This is a genomic window from Pseudomonas sp. WAC2 (genome assembly GCF_030403525.1).
GTDB lineage: Bacteria > Pseudomonadota > Gammaproteobacteria > Pseudomonadales > Pseudomonadaceae > Chryseomonas > Chryseomonas luteola.
The window spans coordinates 91,719-114,952 of the sequence record NZ_JAUEPD010000013.1 but is presented as its reverse complement, the minus strand read 5'-3'; the positions used below and the strand labels follow the sequence as shown (position 1 = coordinate 114,952).

Sequence of the window (23,234 nt, the reverse complement as noted above, 5' to 3'; positions counted from 1 at the left end):
TGATGCGATCAGGCAGGACGCTAACGGAGTTAGCACAAGGCTTGATTGGCCAGTGCCATTTGTAGTGCATTGCCCAATGGTATGGGGGGACTACCCTTGACCATTTGTGCAACTTTATCCGTTTGAGGAATCCCGATATCGGTCAACCAGTTGCTTAATCCACTGCTGTGTGTGACGTCCAGCCGAACGAACTGTCCGGCTACTCGAGACAGTAGGGCAACAATCAACACTTTCGCCTGCTCTGCGGATTCTGCCACCACCGGCCCAATAGCCAGACCGCGCCCAAACGGGCGTAATAATGCAAAGCCGACCTGCTGCCTATCCCGCTCAATACCTATTACGTACTGACTGATCTTTAATAAAGCCGCAAGCACTAGGTCACGGCTCATTCCGGTTGCGCTGGAAGCTAATTCAATGAGTTGAGGAAAATGTTGTGATGTTATCTCGTGCAGCGTATGCCCGACTGGTAGCTCATGATGAGGGAGGGCTGGTGCGCTCGCGGTTTGGTGTTGATGAATATGTTCGTAGGTAATAAAGCCCTGGCTGGCATAAAGGGGCGCTCCTTGTGGTGTTGCAACTAGGAGAGGAGTGCGTGGGCTTGTATGGTTCAATACCTGATCGACCAATTTACGGCCCAGTCCTTGGCCTTGTCGCCGCATATCAACGATGACCGGGCCGAGGCTGATGTAATCGCCTTGAAGGCAGCAGAGCGCTGTACCCAATATGCCATGTGCGTCTTCTGCCACTATTCCCTGGCTGACCTGATGTATCCACTGCCAGTCCTGCAGGCGATGGGGCCAACCTACGGCACGTGACAATTCATGGGCATGTATCAGGTCTTCCGTTACCATTGGGCGAAATCGAATCGGAACCTCAGCAATCGACATGGGCTTAAAGTTCTCCGGCTCGGTCAGTCATAGACATTGTCACTGGACCAGTCTACAGCCGATGCCTATCCAATGACGAAATGCTAAATAGGGTGAGATAGAGGCTCATCTCCAGATATATCTGGATAACCGATGTGGTTCGTTCAAAAGGGTATTGAAAGATCCCGTCAAAATTAAATGGCCGTGTCAATGTTCGCGCTTCAGAAAAGCAGTGGTCTCGCCAGAGCAATTATGGACTAATCAGGCAAACCATTAATTAATAGGGAATGCCTTTAAAGGTTCGCAGCCTAATTAAGTATTCCGTTCTATGCGACTTGCTTTATATTTTTTATCACTTTGGCGAGGTTCCAGATAAACCTGTGCCAGCAATTGACGCTTTTGTAGGTCAATGTAATCTGGAGATTGCTGCACCCTGTAAATTTGGGCCAGCAATGAGCGTGTAGTTGAAGCTGATAAGTTAGCTGGATCAGTAAAGATCTTGATTTAAGGCCAAGCCTGCAGCCGTTCTCTGCTCGTAACGGCGAGCGCATGTAGCTGACCCTCGGAACGGCGGGAAGTCACGCGACCATTCACGAAGATAGTAGCAGCCAATTCCTTGCTGAGCATGCCGGTAATGACTGTAGGCACCGCATGCGCAGTGCTATCTCCTTGTTGCGCCCAAGCATGAGTCCGGCCAGATGCCCCTGGGAGTCATAGAGGGTAATACCGATACCCCAAAAGTCAGGAGGATCGGGAAAGCCATATAAGACGATGGCGGATTACCATAGGCTGCTTTTTAGATAAACAATACAGCCATGTTTAGCTTGATAAGCAATAAGTAGGATTGCCTGTGATCTATTGGTAAACAATATATTTTTGCTGATTGCGAGCTGTTGGTGCGTTTAAGAGACTGCCAGAGAGTGTGAATAACCTTTCAAAGGCTAATTAATAAGGGTGTAAGCCTATTAGAGGCGGCTTGGTTTTTTTAAAAAACGCTGTTAACTGATATAAAATTGATTTAAATATTTAGAACAAGGCTGTACGAAACAATGTAGTGTAAGCCTTTATAGTTATGTATTTTTCTTCCATTGTCTGACAAGCAAACTGTCTATATGGGCAATCAGCTCGTCGGAGGTGATGGAGTAATGATGTACCCAGTGGCCTTCTTTTGTGCGGCCGGCGCGGATTGGCCATTTGCTGAGGCCCAGTTGCCGGGCGCGCTCAATGACTTCTGTTGGGCTGGCTCCGGTTATCGGGATTGCCATGTTCAGTCTCCTTCATCTGGTCTCTTATCGTTATCGGTGTAAACGGATAAGACCTTGAATGAAAACTGACTAACGGTCGGCGTATAACGGTAGCGAAAGCATGAACACGCATGTGGTCAGCGTATCTGCTAACCAGGAAAGAAGCAGGCTATAGGGCAAGACGTCCATGTCTATGCCTTGAAAAGTTCTGCTCAGGGTACAGCTGACCAGTGCTGGCAGCCGTTCTTCATCCACTGGCTCTGATCGACGTCAACGCCATCGCCAACTTTGCATCCGGGTACATTCAGCACCTTGCCGCTCGACCGGTTGACCAAGCGGAACCAGGTTGATGCGCCAGGCAACATTTGCCACTGCTGCGTATGAAGGTTTTGCCATGTCTCCTGTGAGAGGGGGGAGTCGTTGACCGAGGCCGGTGCGGTAAGCACTTTGCCGCTGTTGACGCTCAGCACCTCATAGAAGCCATTCTTCAGGTTGATCATATGCCAGCGTTGAGCATTTTGTGTGTGATCACACGAGGTCTGTTCGACTCGTATACCTGCCTCCAGGCTAGCGTTTTTTACATTCAAGCACTTGCTGCTGTTTTGGTTGACCAGCGTCACTGGCTTGTCTGCGCCTGTTGGAACACCAAAGACTGGATTGCCGTTTGAATCCCAGCTGAGCGGTTGCACATAAATGGCCCTGTTGGGATCGTACAGCGGATCGCCTACGATGCCCTTGTAGTTGCGAGCATTATAGATGTGAAGGATGGTGCCATCCCGGTCGGTTGTGAAGGTATTGCTGCCTGTGCCGTAGATCCCGTTACGCTCGCTACTCTTGAAGACAGGAACAGGTGATTTGGTCCATACGCTAGGATCGAGTAGATCCGCCGTGGCTGGTGCGGAAAGCAGGCCCATGTTGTAGTTCGCATCGGTAGCACTGCCCGAATAGGCAATGAACACCTTGCCATTATGTTCCATGACAGCAGGCGCTTCGTTGACCCAGAAACCTACCTTCTCCCAGTCGTATTCAGGTTGCGATAGCATTACCTGTTTGCCTTTAATAGCCAACGGGCCATCCAGCTCGGCAATGTAGAGATTGCTGTTACCTTCGATGTTCGGGTCTTTCTGGGCCCAGACGATGTAACGTTTGCCTGCATGCACAAAGGTAGTCGTATCGATACTGAATGACTCCCAGTTTGTCTTGATCTGACCACGCTCGATCCAGCCTGAGCCTGTTACCGGATTGGCTGCATTGTTGGACAGTGCATAAATGCGGTGATTGAACGGGGTGCCTTCCTGAGCGGCAGCGAAATAGACGTACCAGGAACCGTTGTTGTAATCGATCCAGGGTGCCCAGACGTGGGTACTCATCTCACCACTGTCGTGCTTGGTCCAGATGACCTGTTCCTGGGCCTTTGCAAGACCGGCAATGGTCCTGGCGCGCCTGAGTGCGATCCGGTTGTACTCCGGTACGCTATAAGTCATGTAGTAATACCCGTCGGTATGTTTATAAACAGACGGATCGGCTCGTTGCGTAATGATGGGATTGTCGTACTGGGTTGCCGCCAAAGAGGAGGCCGGGTTGATCAATACTGTTACAGCGACCGCGAGGGAAAACCAGGCGGCATTGGTAAGGTTGCGCTTGAGACGCCTTACCTGAGCACACAGTTCTAGAACCATGGTGTTTCTCCGTTGTTGTTATTAGCAAGAACACAGGTTGTTATCGAGCAGTGTGAGCCACAGATTTAGAGGCTGAAGAAAACGGCCCATAACTGCAGCTCCTCAAGCCGAACCCTGCAAGACGGGTGACCTCATAAGGCAGGGTCGCCAAGCCCGACAGCAGAGATAGCTCAAGCGCAAGCCATGATAATGGTATGACTATTACCGGGATCGCCCGATTATTTATAGCCTACATCGCTCATACGTCTAGTGGTGGCGAGCTAATGTTATGATGAATAGGCGGTTTGGCAGCTTGGTTGATCAGGCGAGGCGGCCTTTGCGGAATCAAAGAGGTGTACCGATTTATTAATGACGTAATGACGCGATCAGGCTGAAGGCTACTTCATCGAAGTCACTCTTACAGAACATGTTTTCGGCTAACGCCAATAAGAGTAGGGTGGATAGCGCTCTAGGCATTTGAGGCCGACTAAAATAAAACGGCCAATAGGATTGGCCGTTTTACGTAGTGGCAAAGACCTGTGGTCAGGCTGTCTTCTTGGTGCGGCTTCGCTTTGGCTTTGGCATGGGCTGCGCCACGCTGGTTTCTATTCCGCCCGACAGCGGATCCCCTGCGGTGTCGTAGTCGACTTCTCTCTGGGCTTGAAACCAGTGCTCAAATCCCTGTCCATCCGGACGGCCTGCGGCTTCCCAGATTTCGTAGGCGCGTTGACGTATGCGTTGTTCCAGATCATCCATCGCTCATCCTCCTATCGGATGTGGCTCAGCAGTCTGGCGCCGAGCTTTCTGACTTAGAGGCCGTAGGCCTTGAGTATCTACCTGCATGATTGCAACAGGACTATAAGAAGGGATGCCCAGTCTTCCTTATCGTTCCTCACGTGCTGTATACGTCCGATGAAAAGTCCTTTTCATTGAGAGACTTAACCTTTATCACGCTGCGCCAGCTCCATGATCATTCTTGCCAGTAGATAAAGTCTCGGCGCGACGCTTTCCACCTCGGCGTACTCTTCTGGCGTATGGATATTGCCGCCTACGATGCCAAAGCCATCCAGCGTTGGTACGCCCACACCTGCAGCAAGGCTGGCGTCAGCTGCGCCACCGCTGCCCTCGATCGTAAGCTTGCGGCCAATTTCACCGTAGATGTTTTGAGCCATCGACACGAGCCTATCCGTTTCGGCGGTTTGAGGCATAGGCGGCAAGCCCCGATGCAGATGAGTTTTGACCTCGGTGTCCTGGATCAGCTTGTTGGCGGAGATGCGCGCCATGTCTTGCTCGACCCGATCAAACTCCTCTGGAACGGCTACACGAACGTCTGCCTTGGCAGTCGCTCTGTCAGGTATGACATTCGTGCGATCGCCAGCGTCGATTACAGTAAAATTGACTGTGGTTTTCTTCTCGACATCGCCCAGTTTGCCAAGCTGGAGGACCTGATGCGAGATTTCCATGGCAGCGTTTCGGCCGAGCTCCGGCGCTACGCCCGCATGAGCGGCCTTACCGGTAACGTCAACGGTTGCGGTCGCGCTTCCTTTTCGCCAAGCCACGAGGCCATCGGCAGGCCGGCCTGGCTCTAGATTAAGGGTAACGTCATGCTCCCTGGCCACCCGTTGAATCAGCTGAGTAGCAGCATCGGAACCGGTTTCCTCGCTGGCATCGAGCAAAAAGGTAATTTGAGCGTAATCCTTGAAGTTGAGGTCTTTCAATATTTTGAGCGCATAGATGCCCGCTACGATTCCGCCCTTATCGTCCATCACGCCGGGTCCGTAGGCTCGCCCATCCTTTATATGGAAAGGCCGCTCCTTGGCTGAGCCCTCTTTGAAAACGGTATCCATATGTGCCATCAACAAGATTTTGGCCTTGCCTGTGCCTTTAAGCGTGGCAACGATATGATGACTTTTATCAGGTGGAGAGTTTGGAACAGTCTCGATCGTAGCGCCCAGCTGTTTCAACTGATCAGCTGCAATCTGACCTACCTGTATCAGACCAGGTGCATAACCCGAGCCCGAATCAATATTTACCAGTTGCTCGAGTAGCTTGAGTGCTTCTTCCTTGTACTGTTCGGCATGGGATTGAACGGGGTGATTCGGTTCAGCCTGTACGGTGGAAACGGTAGAAAAGGCAAAAGCGATTGCCAATGAAAGAGAGTACGTGGCGCGGCGGAGCATAACAGTCATGAGGCGTCCTTTTTGTTATGTGCCCAGACACTATAGACGCTCCCTGGCAGCCTGCATTTCGCTTCGTGTAAGCCATAACCGGCGGCTCAAGGTCGCTACGATTTTGACTTCAATGGCATCATTCGTGAGCCTTTGTCCTGTGCTATGCCAGTGAGCACGTATGTCAGGCTCGCGCCCAAACGCATCCGCTGGATTGCTGGATTCATTCAGTGGCGGCTTTAACGGCTGCCTTGGCCATATAGCGCTCAATGAGCGTGCAGGCTTGTTCGTTTAGATCAAGCAGTTCAGGCAGGAATACGCGTAGCTCGGGATGCTGACGAGCTTTCTCTTCCAAAACGCAATAGGCCTCGATGATGGACGCTTGAGTCCGCAAGGTTTGGCTGACCTTTTTCATAGGGATCTACTTGATTGATGTGGCTGCGTTGTCGGTCGAAATCAGAAAAACTTTATACCTTTCGTCGTTTGATGACCGGCGCGAGTGGCAAACCGTCTGGTGATGACTTATAGCCTTCATAATTCCGTGTTATCAACGATGCCTGTCTGCAGAGCTGCTTGGGGAGGCATGTTCATGGCAGTGTTCAAACGCTATCTGACTGTGGGGCCTATCGTTTCGTTGATCAGTGTTTCGGCGATACTGATCATGGCCAGTGCACCGGGTCATCTCTATCATTTTTCGGCACTGGCATTGTCTGGTCTTATCGGGATTATGGTTGGAGTGACAGCGCTTGTGATGACGGCCCGTTACATCTATACCCACCTTTAATCTGCTGCAAAAGGTTCGGATGACCGGTATAAACAACGGGTGGATTTATACCTCCAAAGCTTGGTGCTAATGGCTATAAATGGAGGAGATCTGTATGAGCAATGCGCCCTTAGATGCACAAGGCTCCGATCCTGTGGTGCCGGACGATGCGGGCATTGGCAGTGACGTATTCGATCCACTGCGTCCCGATATCATTCCTGATAATCCGCTTGGCGATGATGAGGTAGATCATCCGCTGTAACGCAAACAGTTATCGAAAACCCGGCTAATGCCGGGTTTTCTTTTGGCGAGCCGTTTTCACTGCTTATTTCCGAGCACCGCAGCACATAAGCGAAACGAAAAGGGAACCCTGGGTGGTAGTGCTTGGGTCGAAGCGCGAATGAATGACACCCACCAGTGTCATACCGCTTTCGAATGCTTCTTGAATCGCCGCATGGTTTACTTGAGGCAGTAATTTCAATCCATCAAAGGAACGTCAGATGAGCATCGACCTTAACGCAGGACGCCTGCCCGATGAGCATACCCTGGTCAACCTACCGCGCCTGGTGTCGCGCTATTACAGTGAACGGCCCAACCCTGATGATCCGGCGCAGCAGGTTTCATTTGGTACATCCGGGCATCGCGGTTCATCGCTGAAGGTCAGCTTCAATGAGTGGCACATCCTGGCAACTACCCAGGCTATTTGTGATTACCGAAAAGAGCAGGGCGTAAATGGTCCGCTCTTTGTCGGCATGGATACCCATGCGCTGTCCGAACCTGCCTTTGTTTCAGCACTGGAAGTGCTGGCTGCCAATGGTGTTGAGACCCGTATCGATGCAGGCTGTGCTGAGACCCAGGGCGAGCCCGGTTATACGCCAACGCCCGCCATCTCCAATGCCATTCTCGAATACAACAAAGGCCGCACCAGCGGCCTGGCTGACGGTATTGTCATTACGCCTTCACACAATCCGCCTGCCGATGGTGGATTCAAATACAACCCCACCAACGGTGGTCCGGCCGATACCAACGTAACCAAGTGGATTCAGGAGCGTGCGAATGCGCTGCTCAAGGCAGGACTGAAGGGCGTGGAGCGCATGGACTATGCCCGTGCGTTGAAAGCGCCAACGACGCAGCGATTCGACTTTATCGAAAGCTATGTCGGTGGCCTTGAGCAGGTCATCGATATCGAAGCCATCAAGCATTCGGGCCTTAAGTTTGGCGTGGATCCTCTGGGCGGGGCAGGCGTGCACTACTGGACGCGCATTGCCGAGCGTTTTGGTTTGCCGCTTGAGGTCCTGTCGACCCGTATCGATCCTACCTTCCGCTTCATGCGCCTGGATTGGGATGGCAAGATCCGTATGGACTGCAGCTCGCCTCATGCGATGGCTGGATTGATTGAAAACAAGGACCGTTTCGATGTGTCCTTCGCCTGTGATACCGACCATGACCGCCACGGTATCGTGTCGCGTTCGACCGGGCTGCTCAATCCCAACCATTACTTGGCGGTAGCGATCGAATACCTCTTTACTCACCGTCCCGAGTGGAGCGCTCACGCGGGTATCGGTAAAACGCTGGTGTCGTCTTCCATGATCGACCGTGTGGCTCAGGGTATCGATCGGAAGGTCGTCGAGGTGCCAGTGGGCTTCAAGTGGTTCGTGGATGGCCTCATGGACGGAAGCCTTGGTTTTGGTGGTGAGGAGTCCGCGGGCGCATCGTTCCTGCGCAAGACTGGTGGTGCGTGGTCGACCGATAAGGACGGCATCATCCTGGGACTGCTGGCGGCGGAAATTACGGCGGTTACCGGCAAGGACCCTGGTGAGCGCTATCAGGCACTGACCGAGCGGTTTGGCTCGCCGGTGTATCAGCGTATCGATGCTGCAGCTGATCGCGAGCAGAAAGCCAAGCTTGGTAAGCTCTCCGCTTCACAGGTAACTGCCAGCGAGCTGGCCGGTCAGCCGATTACACAGATCCTGACCGAGGCGCCTGGCAATGGTGCAGCAATCGGCGGCCTCAAAGTTGTGACTGAAAACGGCTGGTTTGCCGCACGTCCTTCCGGTACGGAAGACGTTTACAAGATCTATGCTGAAAGCTTTGAAGGGGAGACGCATCTCAAGCGTATCCAGGAAGAAGCCAAAGCGTTAGTTGATAGCGTACTGGCTGGTTGATCAAGGGCTGCCTGGGTAAAAAGCCCTAGGCAGCCTTCTTTTCTTATAGGCCAGCAGGTGTCTGCAACAGAAGTCAGCCGCCTGCTCTCAAAGCGACCTGGATAGGCTAGATGACCTAGCGCTTCAGTTCGTTGAGCATCTCGTCCAGGCTGCGATGAAATGAGCTGCGCTCCCCGGCACTGATAAAACCCTGCTGGCGAGCCAGGTCCGCTGAGCTGGTTTCTACTTCCTTGATTTGCTGTTCGTAATGCTTCTGTTTGGCCTTGGTAATCGAGCCGTTGTTAGCATTGATGAGGTTACGTACAGCCTTTGCCTTGACCCCGACGGCATCCTGTTCCCGAGGGTTCGCTTCCAACCCATCAGCCGTAGGGTAACCCTCAAGCCCCGTTCCCTTGATCAGCTGCCATAAGGCTTCTTCAGGCGTATAGCGACCATGAAGCGCAGGCACTTTACGGTCGGCGAAACGGGCAAGGTCTACAGTAACAGGGCAGCCGGTGCTATGGGCAAGCTGCTGTATCGCTTCATCCAGCCGCTAAGAGAGATAGCTAAAGTCAGTGGCATTTCGCTGACAGGTCGCCTCTGCGGCTTGGCACGTAAGGCCGAGAATCATCAATCCTAACAGCAGAGTCTTCATGATTACCTGCGGCAGCAAAAGAGAAACACAGAGTCTTATTCGTTCCACATTTGACGGTAAGGCCTGACGTATCAGGCCATAGAGGGGTGGGCTTTCCGATCTTAGTCTTCATAATCCGGCAGATAGGCTGCAGGCGTTGCCGAAGGGTTCATGGCAAAATGATCATATAACCCGATGATCAGGATTCACGCCCTCCTTGCTTATTCTTTCCAGGCTCGCCTTGTTATTCACGCCCAAGCGATGGCTAGGCGGACTATTCATCAAATTTTTTGTCAGTCTGTTCGTGATCTCTGGTTCTTCTACAGTTGCAATCATCGGCTTCGGTACCTGGAAAAGTCAGGTTGAGCTTAAAGAGGCGCTAAGTGAAGATAAATTGCACGACCGTGTTGCGGTAGAGGGCAGGGTGGTGGCTGAGCTGCTGCAAGCCGCCGCTACGCCTGAACGCTGCCAGGCACTGCTTGAATTGTTGGTTCATCGTGTCTTTGGTTCTGGTGTATTAACAGGCAAGGCTGGTAATAGTTTTAGCCAGTCTCTTGGGGAAGGGCGTCTTGCAGCGCTGTACCGCAATGAGCAAGGGCTGCAATGTCATTACCCCGCCAAACTGACGGAGCCGCTTCAAGCCAGAATGCAGACAGTTAGCCGCCAGGGTAACAGTATCAAGGTTGAAAGCGATGAGCCGCGTACGACCAGTGATATCTGGTTTAGCACGGCGGTTGTTCAGCTCCCACAAGAGGCGGATAGGCTTGTTCTGGGTATGGAAGGGTTTGATCCATGGAAAGCCTTCTGGGCGGATACGAGCCGTCAGTTTGGTTGGCTTTGGCCCTACATGCTGATCAGTAATTGTTGCACCGCACTGCTGCTGGCTTTCTTCCTGCTGAATAGGATTCGTCATGCCGAGCAGGTAGCCAATACCTGGGCTCAGGGCCAACTCGATATTCGTATCAATGACGAAGGGCATGATGAGTTTGGCCGGCTGGCCCAGCGGTTCGATCATATGGCTGATGCAGTGGCAGGCGTGATTGAGGTCAAGCAGGCTATTGCTGCCCAAGATGAGCGCAATCGGTTGGCCCGTGAGCTGCACGATACCGCCAAGCAACGGTGCTTCGCCCTTGGGCTACAGCTTAGTCTGTTACGCCGTCTGTGCAGTACCTATGCCGAGCAGGCCAAGCTGGTCAACTCATCACTCAAGCTTGTTGAGCATCTTCAACGAGACATGAGCGATGTTATCCATCGCCTCTCGGCACCTACAGTGGCCGAACTAGGCCTGGATAGCGCCTTGAAGCAGAACCTGGCAAACCTGCTTGAGGGCAGCGCCATCCAATGGTCTGTCGATATTCAGGAAGAGGTAATGCACAGGTTGAATGAGGAGGATGCGGTTGCAACTGAGCTGCTCTTGATTACCAGTGAAGGGGCAGCCAACACGCTTCGACATGCCAACGCCTCGCAACTATGGATATCCCTCGTTCGTCAGGGAGAGCGGTTTGTCCTTAAAATTGAGGACGATGGTCAAGGCTTTCATCCGGGGCACACCAGCTCGGGAATGGGTCTGAGCAATATGCGTCAAAGAGCTCATTGGCTGTCGGAAGGGCGTATTGATATTCGCAGCGAGCCCGGCCAGGGAACCACCGTTGAAATCTCCTTTAAACCCACAGAAGGGTAATGATGAAAACCACCGTGTTGCTGGTTGATGACCATGCCATTGTCAGACAGGGCATCCGCAGTCTGCTCGACATTACCGGCGAGTTCGATGTGATAGGCGAGGCGGGAGATGGGCAGACAGCGATTGAGCTCGCCCAGGCGTCCAAGCCTGAGCTTGTCTTGCTGGATTTGATGATGCCAGGGTTGAGCGGTGTGGAGACCATCAAGCGACTGCTGGAGGTAAGTCCGGGTAGCCAGATAGCTGTCCTGAGTTCTACCGAAGAGGATGAGTTGGCCTTTGCTGCCATCGAGGCGGGTGCTCAGTCCTTTCTGGTCAAGACGATGTTGGGTGATGAGCTGATTGATATGATCCGCCGGATCGCGCGAGGTGAGGTCATTATTCATCCCTTTATCGCGTCGAAGCTTCTCAAAGTGGTCAGGGGAATTCGCGAGCCCAAGGTCGATCCCTTCAAGGAGCTGACCGAGCGTGAACTTGACGTGCTTCGCGAGCTTGCCTCTGGGGGCAGTAACGTGCGCATTGCTACTGCACTGAATATCAGTGAGAAAACAGTGAAGTCCCATATTAGCAGCCTGCTCTCCAAACTCGACCTGGCTGACCGTACAGAAGCCGTTGCCTTCGCCTGGAAGCAAGGATTGATGACGCATCATGGGTCCTGAAAGCGCAGTTTAGTAAAGGCCCAGCCCGGTATTCGGCCGGGCCTTTGTTTATTAGATACCACCCAACACTCTGTACAACTCGATGCGATTTTCCTCCGCGATTTGACGGGCATTGATCAGCGATTTCTGGGCGTTGTAGAGCGTACGTTGCGCATCAAGCGCATTCAGAAAGGTGTCAATGCCCCGTCTATAGCGTGCATCGGAGAGCTGATAGCTTTCGCTGGCAGCCTCCAGCAGGGCCGCCTGCGCAGAAAGCTGTTCCTCCAGGGTGCCGCGCCTGGCCAGCGCGTCAGCCACCTCACGAAAAGCGGTCTGGATGCTTTGCTCATAGTCAGCGACGTAATAGTCCCGCTGGGCCTTGCTGTAGTTCAGATTGGCTGTATTGGCGCCGCCGGTGAAGATCGGGACGCTAACAGAGGGCATGAATGACCAGATTTTGTTGGCGCTTGAAAACAGCGATGACAATCCATGACTGCTCAGGCCTACGGAGGAGGTAAGGCTCAACTGCGGGAAAAATGCCGCCCGGGCCGCACCAATGTTGGCGTTGGCGGCCAGCAGATTGTGTTCGGCCTGAAGCACATCCGGGCGCTTGAGCAGGACGTTGGAAGACAACCCAGGCGAGACCTCGGCAAACAATGGTTTATCTGCTTCCAAGGGTTGGGGTAGCACCGCATCATCCAGTGTCTGCCCGACCAACAATTCCAGTGCATTGCGGTCCTGAGCAACAAGCGTCCGGTAGTTAGCAATATCCGCGCGTGCCTGTTCATAGATCGTCTGGGCCTGTCGCAAGTCTACGCGGGAGGCGATGCCTGCCGAGAGTCTCCCCTGGATCAGGTTGACCGTGCGGCCGGCACTTTCCAGTGTTTCTTCCGAGATCCTGAGTTGTGCCCTGTCAGATGCAAGTGTCAGGTAGGCATTGGCTGTTTCCGCGATCAAACTGATATAGGTGGCGCGGGAAGCCTCTTCTGTAGCCAGCAAACTCTGCTGCGCTGATTCGGACAGGCTCCGCACGCGTCCAAACAAATCCAGCTCATAGGCGCTAAGCCCAACGCTTGCCGAAACGCTTTTGCTGTAGACGGTCTGTTTTTGGCCCAACGTCTCAACCTGAGTGCGTGAACGTGAAGCATTGGCGCTGGCGTTTAACTGGGGCCAGAGTTCGGAGCGCTGCAGACGATACTGCGCCCGAGCCGACTCGATATTGGCCGCCGCTTTGCGCAGGTCCCGGTTATTGGCTAGCGCAAGCGTTATAACGGATCGTAGATCGGCATCCAGCACAAGCGCTTCCCAAGTGGTTGGCACAAAGGCTTGTACAGAGGGCGTGTAGCCAGTTCCCTGCGGCCACGTCGAAGGAACCGGGGCGGCGGGGCGCTCATAAGTGGGAGCGAGAGTGCAGCCAAGCAGAGCCATCGGCATGAGCAGCGCTAAACATCTCAGGTGCATCATGGTGTCTCCTGCGAAGTGGATGGGGTCTTGCTCTTCTGGAAGCGGATAGCGAGGCCGCGGACGAGCACAAAGAACAGCGGTACGAAAAAGATCGCAAGCACTGTTGCGGTGAGCGTACCGCCAATGATGCCGGTGCCAATGGAGATGCGGCTGTTGGCACCTGCACCGGTAGCAACGGCCAGAGGCAGCACACCTGCCATGAAGGCCAGCGAGGTCATAACGATCGGGCGAAGTCTCAAGCGAGCACCCTCAAGCGCCGCATTCCAGATAGAAAGCCCACGCTGCTCGGCCGCCTCGGCAAACTCGACGATCAGAATAGCGTTCTTGGAAGCCAGGCCGATGGTGGTAATGAGCGCAACCTGGAAAAACACATCGTTTTCCAGCCCTCGCAAGGTAGCCGCGAGAATGGTGCCGACAATACCCAGCGGAATGACCATGAGCACCGAGAAGGGAATCGACCAGCTGTTGTAGAGGGCTGCCAGGCAGAGGAAAACAATCAGGATGGACAGGGCATAAAGGCGAATAGCCTGCCCGCTGGATTCGCGCTCCTGATAGGACAGGTCGCTCCAGGCAAAGGTCGTCCCCTGGGGCAACTGGTTGGCCAAATGCTCCATGGTGTCCATGGCTTCACCCGAGCTGACACCCGGAGCACCCTGACCCTGAATCGCGTATGAGGCAAGGCCGTTGAAGCGTTCAAGGTTGTCCGGGCCGCGCTCCCAATGCGTAGTGGCAAAGGCCGAGAAAGGTGTCATCGCGTTAGACTGACCACGCACATACCACTGGTACAAATCATCAGGCTGCGAGCGAAACGGGGCGTCACCCTGCATGTATACCCGCTTGACGCGACCCCGGTCGATAAAGTCATTGATATAGGTACTGCCCCAGGCGGCACTTAACGTCGAGTTGATATCGCTCAACGCTAGCCCGCTGGAAACCGCCTTGGATTGATCAATGTCGATTTTGAGCTGTGGAGTTTCTTCCAGGCCGCTTGGGCGAACGGCTGCCAGGGACGGCTCTGCTGCGGCCAGCCCTAACAGCTGATTACGAAAGCCCAGGAGCTGAACACGGTCCGTTGTGGCTGATGCCTGTAGCTGGAACGTGAAGCCAGACGATTGGCCCAGGCCCTGGATCGCAGGTGGCGTCAGGGCGTAGATCTGCGCATCGCGGGAACGGTAAAAGGTGGCCATGGCGCGATTGGAAATACTATCGGCCCGATCTTTCTCATCGGTGCGCTCGCTCCAATCTTTAAGGGCAACAAACGCAAGGCCCGTATTCTGGCCGCTTCCGCCAAAGCCAAATCCGACAATGGTAAAAATTGCTTTGGTGTTGTCCTTTTCGGCTTCCAGATAATGGCGCTCAATGGTCTTGCCAACCTCCAGACTGCGCTTCTGGGAGGCTCCGACCGGCAAGGTAAACTGCACCATGTTCGAGCCCTGGTCTTCGGTAGGCAGAAAGCCGCTGGGTAAACGCATATACAGCACGACCAGTACGGCGCCCAGGCACCCATAAATGAGTATGAACCGTACCGGGCGTTTGAGTACGCCCGTTACTCCATGCTCATAGCGGTTGAGGTTCTTGTTGAAGGTGCGGTTGAACCAGCCAAAGAAACCAGAGTGCGCCCGATGCTCGGCTGGCTTGAGCAATGTTGCGCACAGGGCGGGTGTGAGGGTCAGTGCAATAAACACCGACAGCACCATAGACGCTACGATAGTGATGGAAAACTGCCGATAGATAACCCCTGTCGACCCGCCAAAGAAAGCCATGGGTAGAAAAACGGCAGACAGCACCATGGCAATCCCGATCAACGCACTGTTGATCTCCGTCATCGACTCCATGGTGGCGTCAAGGGCAGACAGCTTGCGCTCCGTCATCAAGCGCTCAACGTTTTCCACCACCACAATGGTGTCGTCTACCAGAAGACCAATGGACAGCACCACGCCAAACAGGGTCAGCGTATTGATGGAATATCCTGCAATCCATAGCACGCCGAATGTGCCTAACAGCACCACCGGAACGGAAATCGCCGGGATAAGGGTCGCGCGCCAGCTCTGCAGGAAAATGAACATCACCACGACAACAAGGGCAATGGCTTCGAAGAGTGTCTTGATGACTTCATGAACCGAAAGCTTGATGAATTCCGTGCTGTCGAGCGGGAACTCCAGGTGATAGCCCTCAGGGAAGTTGCTGGACAGCTCCTGCGCCAGCGCCTTTACACCTTCGGCTGTGGAAAGCGCATTGCTTCCCGGCGCAAGCTTTACCGCAAGCCCCGCGGCAGGATGGCCGTTCAAGCGAGTGACAATGCCGTAACTCTCACTGCCCAGCTCCACCCGAGCTACATCGCCCAGGTGTACATGCGCGCCTGACGAATCGCTCTTTAGGATGATGTCCTGGAACTGCTGGGGTGTACGCAGTCGCGATTGTGCGGTGACGGTGGCGTTGAGCTCCTGATCCGGTGGAGAAGGCAATCCGCCAATCTGTCCAGCAGAAACTTGAGTGTTCTGTGCCTGCACAGCGGCAGTGATGTCAGAGGGCATCAATCCATAGGTAGCCAGCTTCGAAGGATCAAGCCATATGCGCATGGCATATTCAGAGCCAAAAATCTGTACATCGCCTACACCAGGAACCCGTGAGATAGGGTCCTGCAGGTTGCTGGCCATATAGTCGGAAATATCAGTAGAGGATGAACGATCCGTGTCGTCATACAGGGCCATAATCAGCAGGAAATCATTCTGTGCCTTGGTCACCGAGACGCCTTGCCGCTGTACCTCGGAGGGAAGACGTGTAAGCGCCTGCTGGACCTTGTTCTGGACCTGAATTTGAGCGTTATCAGGGTTAACCCCCTGGTTGAAGGTGACAGTAATGCTGGTTCGCCCTGTAGAGCTGCTGCTGGAGGAAAATGACTGAAGGCCATCCAGCCCCTTGAGCTGCTGCTCAAGGATTTGCGTAACGCTGTTCTCCATGGTCTCGGCCGAGGCGCCAGAATAGGAGGCACTGACCGAAATAGCGGGAGGCGCCACATCCGGGTATTGGGCGATGGGAAGAGTACGTATCGCCAAGAGGCCAAAAAGCATGATGACGATGCTGATGACCCAGGCGAAGACCGGTCGCTTGATAAAGAAATGTGCAAACATCGGTTACTGTCCCTGCTGCGTGGCGCGAGCCTCACCGGAACCTGCCGGTTTGAACTCAACCGCATGTACCGTCGCCCCCGCCTTGACCTTGCCGGTGCCTTCAACGATGAGACGATCGCCTTCCGCCAGCCCGCTTTGAATCAGCCAGCTGCTACCAATAGCCTGGGTTGTAACCACTTCACGTGCTTCAACCGTGTTGTTGGCGTTTACAACCAGGGCCATGCCATTGCCTTTCGCATCTCGGGTAATGCCTCGTTGAGGCGCAAGGAGTCCCTGAGGCGCAACAGCCTCTTGCAAGAGGGCTCTCACATACATGCCAGGCAGAAGAAGACCTTCAGCGTTAGGGAAAAGCGCGCGAAGCGTGACAGAGCCGGTCTCCTGATCCACGGCAACCTCTGCAAACTTCAGTACTCCTGCGTGCTGATAGAGCGAGCCGTCCTCCAGGCGAAGGCTGACATCGGTGCTGCCAGCGGCGACGCCATTGCCCAAGGCCTTTTTGAGCCTGAGCAGCGCGGCGCTGGATTGAGTGATGTCCACATAGATAGGGTCCAGCGTACGGATAACTGCCAACGCGGTCTCCTGATTAGCTGTTACCAGAGCACCTGGGGTGATGCTGCTCTTGCTAATCCGTCCAGCAATAGGCGCCGTGATCTGCGTGAAATTCAGATCGATTTGTGCAGACTCAACCGCCGCCTTGCGCTCGGCAATGGTAGCCAGAGCTTGCTGATAGCTGGCCTTGGCATCGTCTGCCTCCTGCTGGGAGACGGCCTCGATCTTGATCAAGTCGTTGTAGCGTTCGGCTTTAAGCTTGGCGGCCTGCAACGTGGCCTGGGCATTAGCCAGCGAGGCCTTGGCCTGGTTGAGCGAGGCACGGTAGGGCGCCTGTTCGATGCGGTAGAGAACCTGCCCAGCCTTGACGAGTGTTCCTTCTTCAAAGGTACGCTGTGTAATGATGCCTGACACCTGTGGGCGAACCTCAGCCTCCATATGGGCCACGGTTCTGCCGTTAAGCTCGGCAACCAGGGGGACAGGTTGTGACTTCAGCGTTACCACCGCCACCTCAACCGGCGGTGCTGCAGGTGGCTGGGCAGGCGCTTCAGGTTTGCAGGCGGCTAGCCACAGCACAGCCAGATACAGAAAGGCTTTCGATTTCATGTGTAGACGCACACTTTTCCAAACTAAAAATGTGCGCCAAGGTAGCGGCTGAGAAGAGGGCGGACACCCGCCTTATGGATGATTTGGCCTCCGCCTTAAGTCTACCCTCAGGCTTTTAAAAAACAGTTCACACCGCCAGTAGGCATGACTTACCTATAGGCGAGCGGCTGGTTGATACCTTGCTGGCGCTTTGAGGAAAACCGAAAAGCAGGCATTGGCCTTAGACGCTACATGCTTATGACATGAAGTGCTGGCATAGACATCAGTGTAAGCGAAGGGCATGAACTGGATCTCGTTTCTTCTGCTTGAAAATTAAACCTACCTGTAATAGACGCGCTCCATGCGAATCGACTAATGTCTGAGCTCGATTTGTTCCCGCAGCCGTGCCGCCCTGTGGATGATGTATAACGCGCTTATACCGTCACTGCTCCTCGGAAAGGCCGTTTTAGAAAGGAAAATAGAAATGACAAGGAAGGTTATGCGTCAGATGTGTTCAGCGTGTTATGCGTCACGTGACGTCTAATAATAGTTAGGGTCAATATGGATCGTTGGAATCTTGAGGAAACGCGCGAGCACATTGCTAGACTGTACGGGCGGCACCAGCTTGAGCTGGCAAAGCCGTGCATTCAGTCTGTCGTTGATCGCCAGGTATATGCCCGAATTCACTACCAAGATGCCCGCTCAAAGACTGACATTTATATACGATCAGAGTTGCAAGAAACTTCCCTGCTAGAAGTCGCATTCGGTGACAGGGGCAAAGCGTGGGAAGAATTTAATATTTTCGTTCGTGAGGTTGGTGCACATCTAACTGCGTGCATTCAAAGCATGCATGCACTACCTGATATTTTGGCTCATGCTATTTATTACTCACTAGGACTTAATATCAGCTCCGCTGCGCTAAAATCTCGCAATATAGGGGCTGCTTCTGTAAGTAAGCTATTAAAAGCCAACATAGAGCTAGTAATTCTCGGTGATCTTTTGATCGAATTTATTAAGGGCGGTAATTTCGTCCATCTATCGGCGCTGTCAAACCAAGCAAAACACAGAAGTATTGTCTTCCCATCACTAAGCGAAGACTGGACGGGCAAGCGCAAGGAGCCGCATTTACTCATATTTCCTGCATTTTCCTACGAAAGCTTCTGCTATCCGCAGGTCTCCGCTGATGAGTTTCTTAAGGACGAGTATCAACGCTGTTCAGAATTGGTCGTTGAAATTGGGAGTTTGCTTAATGCTGTACTGTGTAAGCGTAAGCCCTAACAATGCGCTGAAATCGCTCACTTCGTTCACTGGGACTGGCGAAGCCAGCCCTTTAGCTTAATCGTTAGGGTTCCCATGCCGCCATTCGCAAACCTAGCCACCGAGCTTAAATCTGCCGGAATCCGCATGGGGCAAATCCGCATCAACGAAACACCCCAAGACTGTTGCTTTTGCATTCTCAACTATGGCGATGAGATCGAGTGCTTCTACTTTGAGCGTGGTGGAAAATTCGACCTGGTGTCTTTCGCTTCGCTACCCGAGGCAATTGAGCACTTTAAGAATTGGGTACTATCCAATGAAACGCTATATGCAAACTGGGGAGGCGCTGTTGGACAACCCTAACAACAGGTTCAAACCGTTCGCTTCGCTCACTGGGACCGGCTAAAGCCGGCCCCTTAGCTTAATCGTTAGGCGTCACGAAAATGGATTTGTCAGCCACTGATTTCCACGATGCAACTCTGGTCGGCATCTGCCTCGACTGGGAAGCGCGTACCTGTCGCATTGACTTTGCGGGAGCGCCGTCGCACCTAGAGCCGTTTTCCCTTACGCTTTCCGGAGTCACCGAACTCGTTGTCCCGGCCACGCAACCGTGGGGGCCGTCTTGTTCAGTCCTGGCTGCTAAGGAACTCGCTGGCGGTGGCGTCGCGATCGAGATGCAGTCAGGCGACACCATTACGGTCGTGGCGCCTAACAATTCGTCCAAGCCGACGCCGCTTCGCGGCGCGGCTTAACTCAGGTGTTAGAACTCATAAATATGAATCCGTCAGTACCGACATGGCAGTTATTTGAAGATCTCGTTCGCCGCATCTTGGAGGCGAACAACTTTAGCGTCACGAAAAACAACATCAGGGGGGATAGGGGGTTCGACCTACTGGCTGACTTTGGAAATGAGCGCTGGGCAATTGAGATTAAGTACTACCGCACGGCGCGCGCTCAGCCTTCCCTCATTGATGCTGCTGCTGTCCGCGTGGCGAGTAATGGGGTAGCAGCACGGGTTCAAAAAGGGATGCTAGTAGTTTCTTGCATTCTTCCAGCAGAGCTAAGAGAGTCACTTGAGCAAAAATTCAGTATCACCTTTGTAGATCAGGTTGATCTGAGAATCTGGTGCAATTCGCATCCCGAACTTGCGGAGGAATTGGATGCGCTGTTAGAGGCTAGCCCAAGCGAGCCTCAGGCGACACGGCTAACACGTGATGATCCAATGCGAAGCAGTAAACCCCTTGGGGGCGTACCATCTCAAGTTCGCGACACGAGAGGAACTGAACTATGTCAGGAACTCAAAAGCATTAAAAAGGGAAAGGTGTCCTGGGCACAGTACGAAAAGGTATGCGAAAAAATTCTCAAGTACCTCTTCCCGAACGATCTTCATGGCTGGCATTCTCAAAAGCGAACCGATGACGGACTAAATCGCTACGACTATGTATGTCGAGTGAGGCCGACTACCGAGTTCTGGAAATTTGTCATCGACCACCTCGATAGTCGTTATGTGCTTTTCGAGTTCAAGAACTATTCTGGAAGAATAAAACAAGGGCAAATCCTCACCACTGAGAAGTACCTTTTGGAACGCGGTCTCCGGCGCATGGCAATTATCATGACCAGAGTCGGTGCAGAGCCTCATGCGATTACAATGACACAGGGAGCCATGCGCGAACAGGGCAAGCTGATGCTTATCGTAAACGACGAGAAGGTATGCGAGATGCTTCACATGAAGGAGCGCGGCGAAGACCCCACAGACTGCCTTTTTGAAATTGCCGATAACTTCTTACTGACACTGCCCAGATGAGTTCTAACTACTCATTCCAGCGGATCGTCAAAATGCTGCGCATTTTGCCGTCCGCTGAATTCAAACGTTAGAGGCTTGCATGAAAATCGCAGCTCCGAGCTGGTTTCTCAAAGGTAAAGTCTGCCCTTGTTGCGGCCAAGGAAGCCCAGAATTTATTTCCTGCCCTAACTGCGAGCATGTTGCTTTGGTTTGCCTGGAAAACGGTACTATTTTTCTAGAGCCTAAAAATATGAGTTTCACTATGCAGCCAGCTAATCTTTGCATGGAGTGCAGCGCTGTTAGTTTTGTTAGCTTCAGCTCAGCCACAGATAAACAACTCGAAAAATCAGGTTACGCAGGTAATCCTCTAACAAGTCGCTCAAATCGCTCGTTTCACTCGCTGGGACGGGCTAAAGCCCGCCCTTTAGCTTAATCGTTAGGCATCGTATGAGTCCCACCGAGCAGGTCATCCGGCTAGCAAAGCAAGCCGATGTCAAGCTGAGCGCTTCGTTCAACGCGCCTGATGTACTTCCGTTTGCGTCTGAGGCGCTGGAGGTAATAGCTAAACATCCGCATCTCCAAGCCGAGTTTGAGAACCTCTTTCTGGAAATGCCAGCCTACGCTCCCACAGAGTTCATTGAAGTTTGCATGCACGCTCTCCGATGGAGTGCGGTCAAGAGCGAATACGAGCGCAGATGTAGGGCAGCCGTTGAGCGCAACGACTGGCGCACAGAGCCGATCTACCGGCACTACTTGGAGGCGTTCGAGGAAAACTGGGAAGACGCCGATGACTTCTACGCATCCTACTTTCGGAGAGGCAGTCCGATGCCTAACCCCTCCTTCAAGCGGACGCCTGACGGCGCCGCTTAAGTCAAACGTTATTTGCCAAATGACCATAATATCCAGGACAGAAAATGAGAAATAAAGTAATCGCAGGCTTGTTGGTTCTTGGTGCTTTTCTCGCACTTACAGCGTCCGGCCTATTGATATACAGAGCCGTATATTTTGCATCGCATACCGGGAGCTTACTTTCAGCTTCAATGGGCGTAGCTCTTGGTGCCATCTCACTTATTCTGACTTTCAAATCATTAGGCGAAGCAGGCCAAGATGCTGAAAATAGAGTAAATAAAATCAAGCTTGCCAAGCCTCTGAGCTCCGTATTCTTAGCTTTTATAGGTTCACTAGCGGCCATCCACTTTGCAGGACTAAGTGTTGCTGATTATTTACAATGGCTAACCTCGGGACTCGCCATGCAGCACACATAACAATGCGTATATGGAGTCTCCCCACAAGCAGTGAGGATGGCTTTTTCGATCCTGTCGTCAGCGCGGTTGCATTCGTATATCCGGCCTTTACTGGGCACTACCCTGGCCATTCTGTAGTTCGCGCAGCAGGGGCCAAGCGTTCAAGCGATCACAAAGATCATCATAGTTATCGACCTTGCTCTGCTGCAGGACTCGCCTGTTCCGACAGTCTCGCTTCTCACCACAACCACTAGAAACTCACTTCATTGTTAGCCTCGCCGTCAGGCAGGCTTTATGCTGTGCCAGTTACCGCTGAACTGTCGTTCATGGCACCACACCGCCCAGCAGATTCTTACCAGCTTGTTGGCTAATGCCACGGCGGCCTTGTTATGGCCGATGCGTTCAGCGGTGTCCAAGGCCCAACGCTGCAGATGAGTCAGCCGCTCAAGTGTTCGCGCCTTGCAGCGTTTAGCTGCCAATAACGCGGCTCGCGCACCATGAATCAGCAAAGTGCGGACGTAGACGTTTCCTTTGCAGCTGATCCGTCCAAGCCTGCGACGCTCCCCACTGCTGTATTCGTTCGGCGTCATGCCCAGCCAGGCGCTGAGGTGTCGGCCGCTGGCGAAACGTTCAGGCTTGCCAACAACGGTCTTCAACGCACTGGCTGTCAGCAGGCCAATACCACTGACTTCGTCGAGCTTATGGACTATTTCGTCATCGGCATGCCAGCGTGCCAGTTGCTCCTCGCACTCGCGCATCGACTGTTCATAGAGATTGATTTCAGCCAGCACTACTTGCAGCGCTCCGCGCAAGGCACGTACTTCGGCCCGCTCGATCAGCTCGCACGCCTGGCGCAGAAAAGGCTTGATGCCGTTCGGTGCGTCAACCCCTGCCTCACGCAGGATGCCGCGCAACAGGTTGATGCGTTGAACACGGGATTTCTTCCAGCCCTCGCGCAGCTTGTGGAGTTGCTGCACCTGCTGTTGCTGCATACTCTTGACCGGAACCGGGCGGATTTCCTGGCAGCGCGCTGCTTCCAGAATGGCGTCACAGTCGTTGCGGTCTGTCTTGTTGCGTCGCCGATACGGACGCACGTAACGAGGGTGTAAGAGCACGACACTATGCCCTTTCTCCTGCATCAACCGGCCCCAATGGTGAGCGGTGCCACAGGCTTCCATCACCCACTCGACAGGCTCGAGCTGCTCCTGTACATATTGCGCAAATGCCCTGGAGTCGAGCCGCTTGCGCCGATCCACCCGACCGACCTGAACACTCTCGGCAACCTGGTAAACGGACTTGGCCAAATCAACCGCTATGCGTTTCATTGCACCTCTCCCAGCGAACAGTCACCACTGTGTTATAGAAGAAATGTGGTGCAGGGAGAGTCCATTACAGCCCTCAAACCGTTCGCTTCGCTTCGCTTCGCTT

23 protein-coding genes are annotated in these 23,234 nt (G+C 53.5%); 12 read left to right on the top strand and 11 right to left on the bottom strand.

Annotated elements, in window-relative coordinates:
* Positions 1 to 29: 29 nt before the first annotated feature.
* The 6 genes from QWJ10_RS22715 to QWJ10_RS22690 form a co-directional block, all read right to left on the bottom strand.
* Positions 30 to 887, bottom strand: a complete 858-nt coding sequence (locus tag QWJ10_RS22715; protein WP_289929766.1) for a GNAT family N-acetyltransferase — start codon at positions 885 to 887, stop codon at positions 30 to 32.
* 1,049 nt (positions 888 to 1,936) lie between these two features.
* Entirely contained in the window at positions 1,937 to 2,131 is a 195-nt protein-coding gene (locus tag QWJ10_RS22710; protein ID WP_019366898.1) for a hypothetical protein, read from the bottom strand.
* 191 nt (positions 2,132 to 2,322) lie between these two features.
* Positions 2,323 to 3,789 (bottom strand): family 43 glycosylhydrolase, encoded by a 1,467-nt coding sequence (locus QWJ10_RS22705; RefSeq protein ID WP_289929764.1) that lies wholly within the window; start codon positions 3,787 to 3,789, stop codon positions 2,323 to 2,325.
* A gap of 522 nt (positions 3,790 to 4,311) precedes the next feature.
* A complete protein-coding gene (locus QWJ10_RS22700) occupies positions 4,312 to 4,524 on the bottom strand; it encodes a DUF2934 domain-containing protein (protein ID WP_010798685.1) in 213 nt (70 codons plus the stop codon).
* 182 nt (positions 4,525 to 4,706) lie between these two features.
* Entirely contained in the window at positions 4,707 to 5,957 is a 1,251-nt protein-coding gene (locus QWJ10_RS22695; RefSeq protein ID WP_289929762.1) for a M20/M25/M40 family metallo-hydrolase, read from the bottom strand.
* A gap of 202 nt (positions 5,958 to 6,159) precedes the next feature.
* A complete protein-coding gene (locus QWJ10_RS22690; RefSeq protein WP_010798683.1) occupies positions 6,160 to 6,351 on the bottom strand; it encodes a hypothetical protein in 192 nt (63 codons plus the stop codon).
* 174 nt (positions 6,352 to 6,525) lie between these two features.
* Between QWJ10_RS22690 and QWJ10_RS22685 the strand changes: the two genes are divergently transcribed.
* From QWJ10_RS22685 to pgm, 3 genes are all read left to right on the top strand, one after another.
* Entirely contained in the window at positions 6,526 to 6,720 is a 195-nt protein-coding gene (locus QWJ10_RS22685) for a hypothetical protein (RefSeq protein WP_010798682.1), read from the top strand.
* A gap of 94 nt (positions 6,721 to 6,814) precedes the next feature.
* Positions 6,815 to 6,961 (top strand): hypothetical protein, encoded by a 147-nt coding sequence (locus tag QWJ10_RS22680; protein WP_010798681.1) that lies wholly within the window; start codon positions 6,815 to 6,817, stop codon positions 6,959 to 6,961.
* Positions 6,962 to 7,199: 238 nt separating this feature from the next.
* Positions 7,200 to 8,864: a phosphoglucomutase (alpha-D-glucose-1,6-bisphosphate-dependent) gene (pgm, locus tag QWJ10_RS22675; RefSeq protein ID WP_289929760.1), complete on the top strand. Its 1,665-nt coding sequence runs from the start codon at positions 7,200 to 7,202 to the stop codon at positions 8,862 to 8,864.
* Positions 8,865 to 8,979: 115 nt separating this feature from the next.
* Here the strand turns inward: pgm and QWJ10_RS22670 are convergent, their stop codons facing one another.
* Positions 8,980 to 9,312, bottom strand: coding sequence for an STN domain-containing protein (locus QWJ10_RS22670; RefSeq protein WP_289929758.1), 333 nt, complete (start codon positions 9,310 to 9,312; stop codon positions 8,980 to 8,982).
* Between QWJ10_RS22670 and QWJ10_RS22665 the strand changes: the two genes are divergently transcribed.
* The 3 genes from QWJ10_RS22665 (at position 9,298) to QWJ10_RS22655 (ending at position 11,814) form a co-directional block, all read left to right on the top strand.
* Entirely contained in the window at positions 9,298 to 9,483 is a 186-nt protein-coding gene (locus QWJ10_RS22665) for a hypothetical protein (protein WP_289929756.1), read from the top strand. The two genes, QWJ10_RS22670 and QWJ10_RS22665, sit on opposite strands and share 15 nt — an antisense overlap.
* A 211-nt stretch (positions 9,484 to 9,694) precedes the next feature.
* Positions 9,695 to 11,158 carry an ATP-binding protein gene (locus tag QWJ10_RS22660; RefSeq protein ID WP_289929755.1) on the top strand — a complete coding sequence of 488 codons (1,464 nt, stop codon included), beginning with the start codon at positions 9,695 to 9,697 and terminating at the stop codon, positions 11,156 to 11,158.
* Positions 11,158 to 11,814, top strand: a complete 657-nt coding sequence (locus QWJ10_RS22655; protein WP_289929754.1) for a response regulator transcription factor — start codon at positions 11,158 to 11,160, stop codon at positions 11,812 to 11,814. Before QWJ10_RS22660 ends, QWJ10_RS22655 begins: the two co-directional genes overlap by 1 nt.
* A 51-nt stretch (positions 11,815 to 11,865) precedes the next feature.
* Here QWJ10_RS22655 and QWJ10_RS22650 read toward each other — a convergent pair whose 3' ends face one another.
* The 3 genes from QWJ10_RS22650 to QWJ10_RS22640 are packed head-to-tail and all read right to left on the bottom strand — an operon-like array spanning position 11,866 to position 17,543.
* Entirely contained in the window at positions 11,866 to 13,257 is a 1,392-nt protein-coding gene (locus QWJ10_RS22650) for an efflux transporter outer membrane subunit (protein ID WP_289929752.1), read from the bottom strand.
* Positions 13,254 to 16,388, bottom strand: a complete 3,135-nt coding sequence (locus QWJ10_RS22645; RefSeq protein WP_289929751.1) for an efflux RND transporter permease subunit — start codon at positions 16,386 to 16,388, stop codon at positions 13,254 to 13,256. Before QWJ10_RS22645 ends, QWJ10_RS22650 begins: the two co-directional genes overlap by 4 nt.
* A 3-nt stretch (positions 16,389 to 16,391) precedes the next feature.
* Positions 16,392 to 17,543, bottom strand: coding sequence for an efflux RND transporter periplasmic adaptor subunit (locus QWJ10_RS22640; protein WP_289929749.1), 1,152 nt, complete (start codon positions 17,541 to 17,543; stop codon positions 16,392 to 16,394).
* Between the two features lie 540 nt (positions 17,544 to 18,083).
* Between QWJ10_RS22640 and QWJ10_RS22635 the strand changes: the two genes are divergently transcribed.
* The 6 genes from QWJ10_RS22635 (at position 18,084) to QWJ10_RS22610 (ending at position 21,827) form a co-directional block, all read left to right on the top strand.
* A complete protein-coding gene (locus tag QWJ10_RS22635; RefSeq protein ID WP_289929748.1) occupies positions 18,084 to 18,800 on the top strand; it encodes a hypothetical protein in 717 nt (238 codons plus the stop codon).
* 75 nt (positions 18,801 to 18,875) lie between these two features.
* The gene (locus QWJ10_RS22630; protein ID WP_289929747.1) at positions 18,876 to 19,142 is read left to right on the top strand and encodes a hypothetical protein; all 267 of its coding nucleotides are present in this window, start codon (positions 18,876 to 18,878) and stop codon (positions 19,140 to 19,142) included.
* 412 nt (positions 19,143 to 19,554) lie between these two features.
* Positions 19,555 to 20,583 (top strand): restriction endonuclease, encoded by a 1,029-nt coding sequence (locus QWJ10_RS22625; RefSeq protein ID WP_289929746.1) that lies wholly within the window; start codon positions 19,555 to 19,557, stop codon positions 20,581 to 20,583.
* 79 nt (positions 20,584 to 20,662) lie between these two features.
* The gene (locus tag QWJ10_RS22620) at positions 20,663 to 20,995 is read left to right on the top strand and encodes a hypothetical protein (RefSeq protein ID WP_289929745.1); all 333 of its coding nucleotides are present in this window, start codon (positions 20,663 to 20,665) and stop codon (positions 20,993 to 20,995) included.
* Positions 20,996 to 21,009: 14 nt separating this feature from the next.
* Positions 21,010 to 21,432: a hypothetical protein gene (locus tag QWJ10_RS22615; protein WP_289929744.1), complete on the top strand. Its 423-nt coding sequence runs from the start codon at positions 21,010 to 21,012 to the stop codon at positions 21,430 to 21,432.
* A gap of 44 nt (positions 21,433 to 21,476) precedes the next feature.
* Positions 21,477 to 21,827 carry a hypothetical protein gene (locus QWJ10_RS22610; protein ID WP_289929743.1) on the top strand — a complete coding sequence of 117 codons (351 nt, stop codon included), beginning with the start codon at positions 21,477 to 21,479 and terminating at the stop codon, positions 21,825 to 21,827.
* Positions 21,828 to 22,087: 260 nt separating this feature from the next.
* Here the strand turns inward: QWJ10_RS22610 and QWJ10_RS22605 are convergent, their stop codons facing one another.
* Complete coding sequence (locus QWJ10_RS22605) at positions 22,088 to 23,131, bottom strand: IS110 family transposase (protein ID WP_289929742.1); 1,044 nt, start codon at positions 23,129 to 23,131, stop codon at positions 22,088 to 22,090.
* Positions 23,132 to 23,234: the final 103 nt, after the last annotated feature.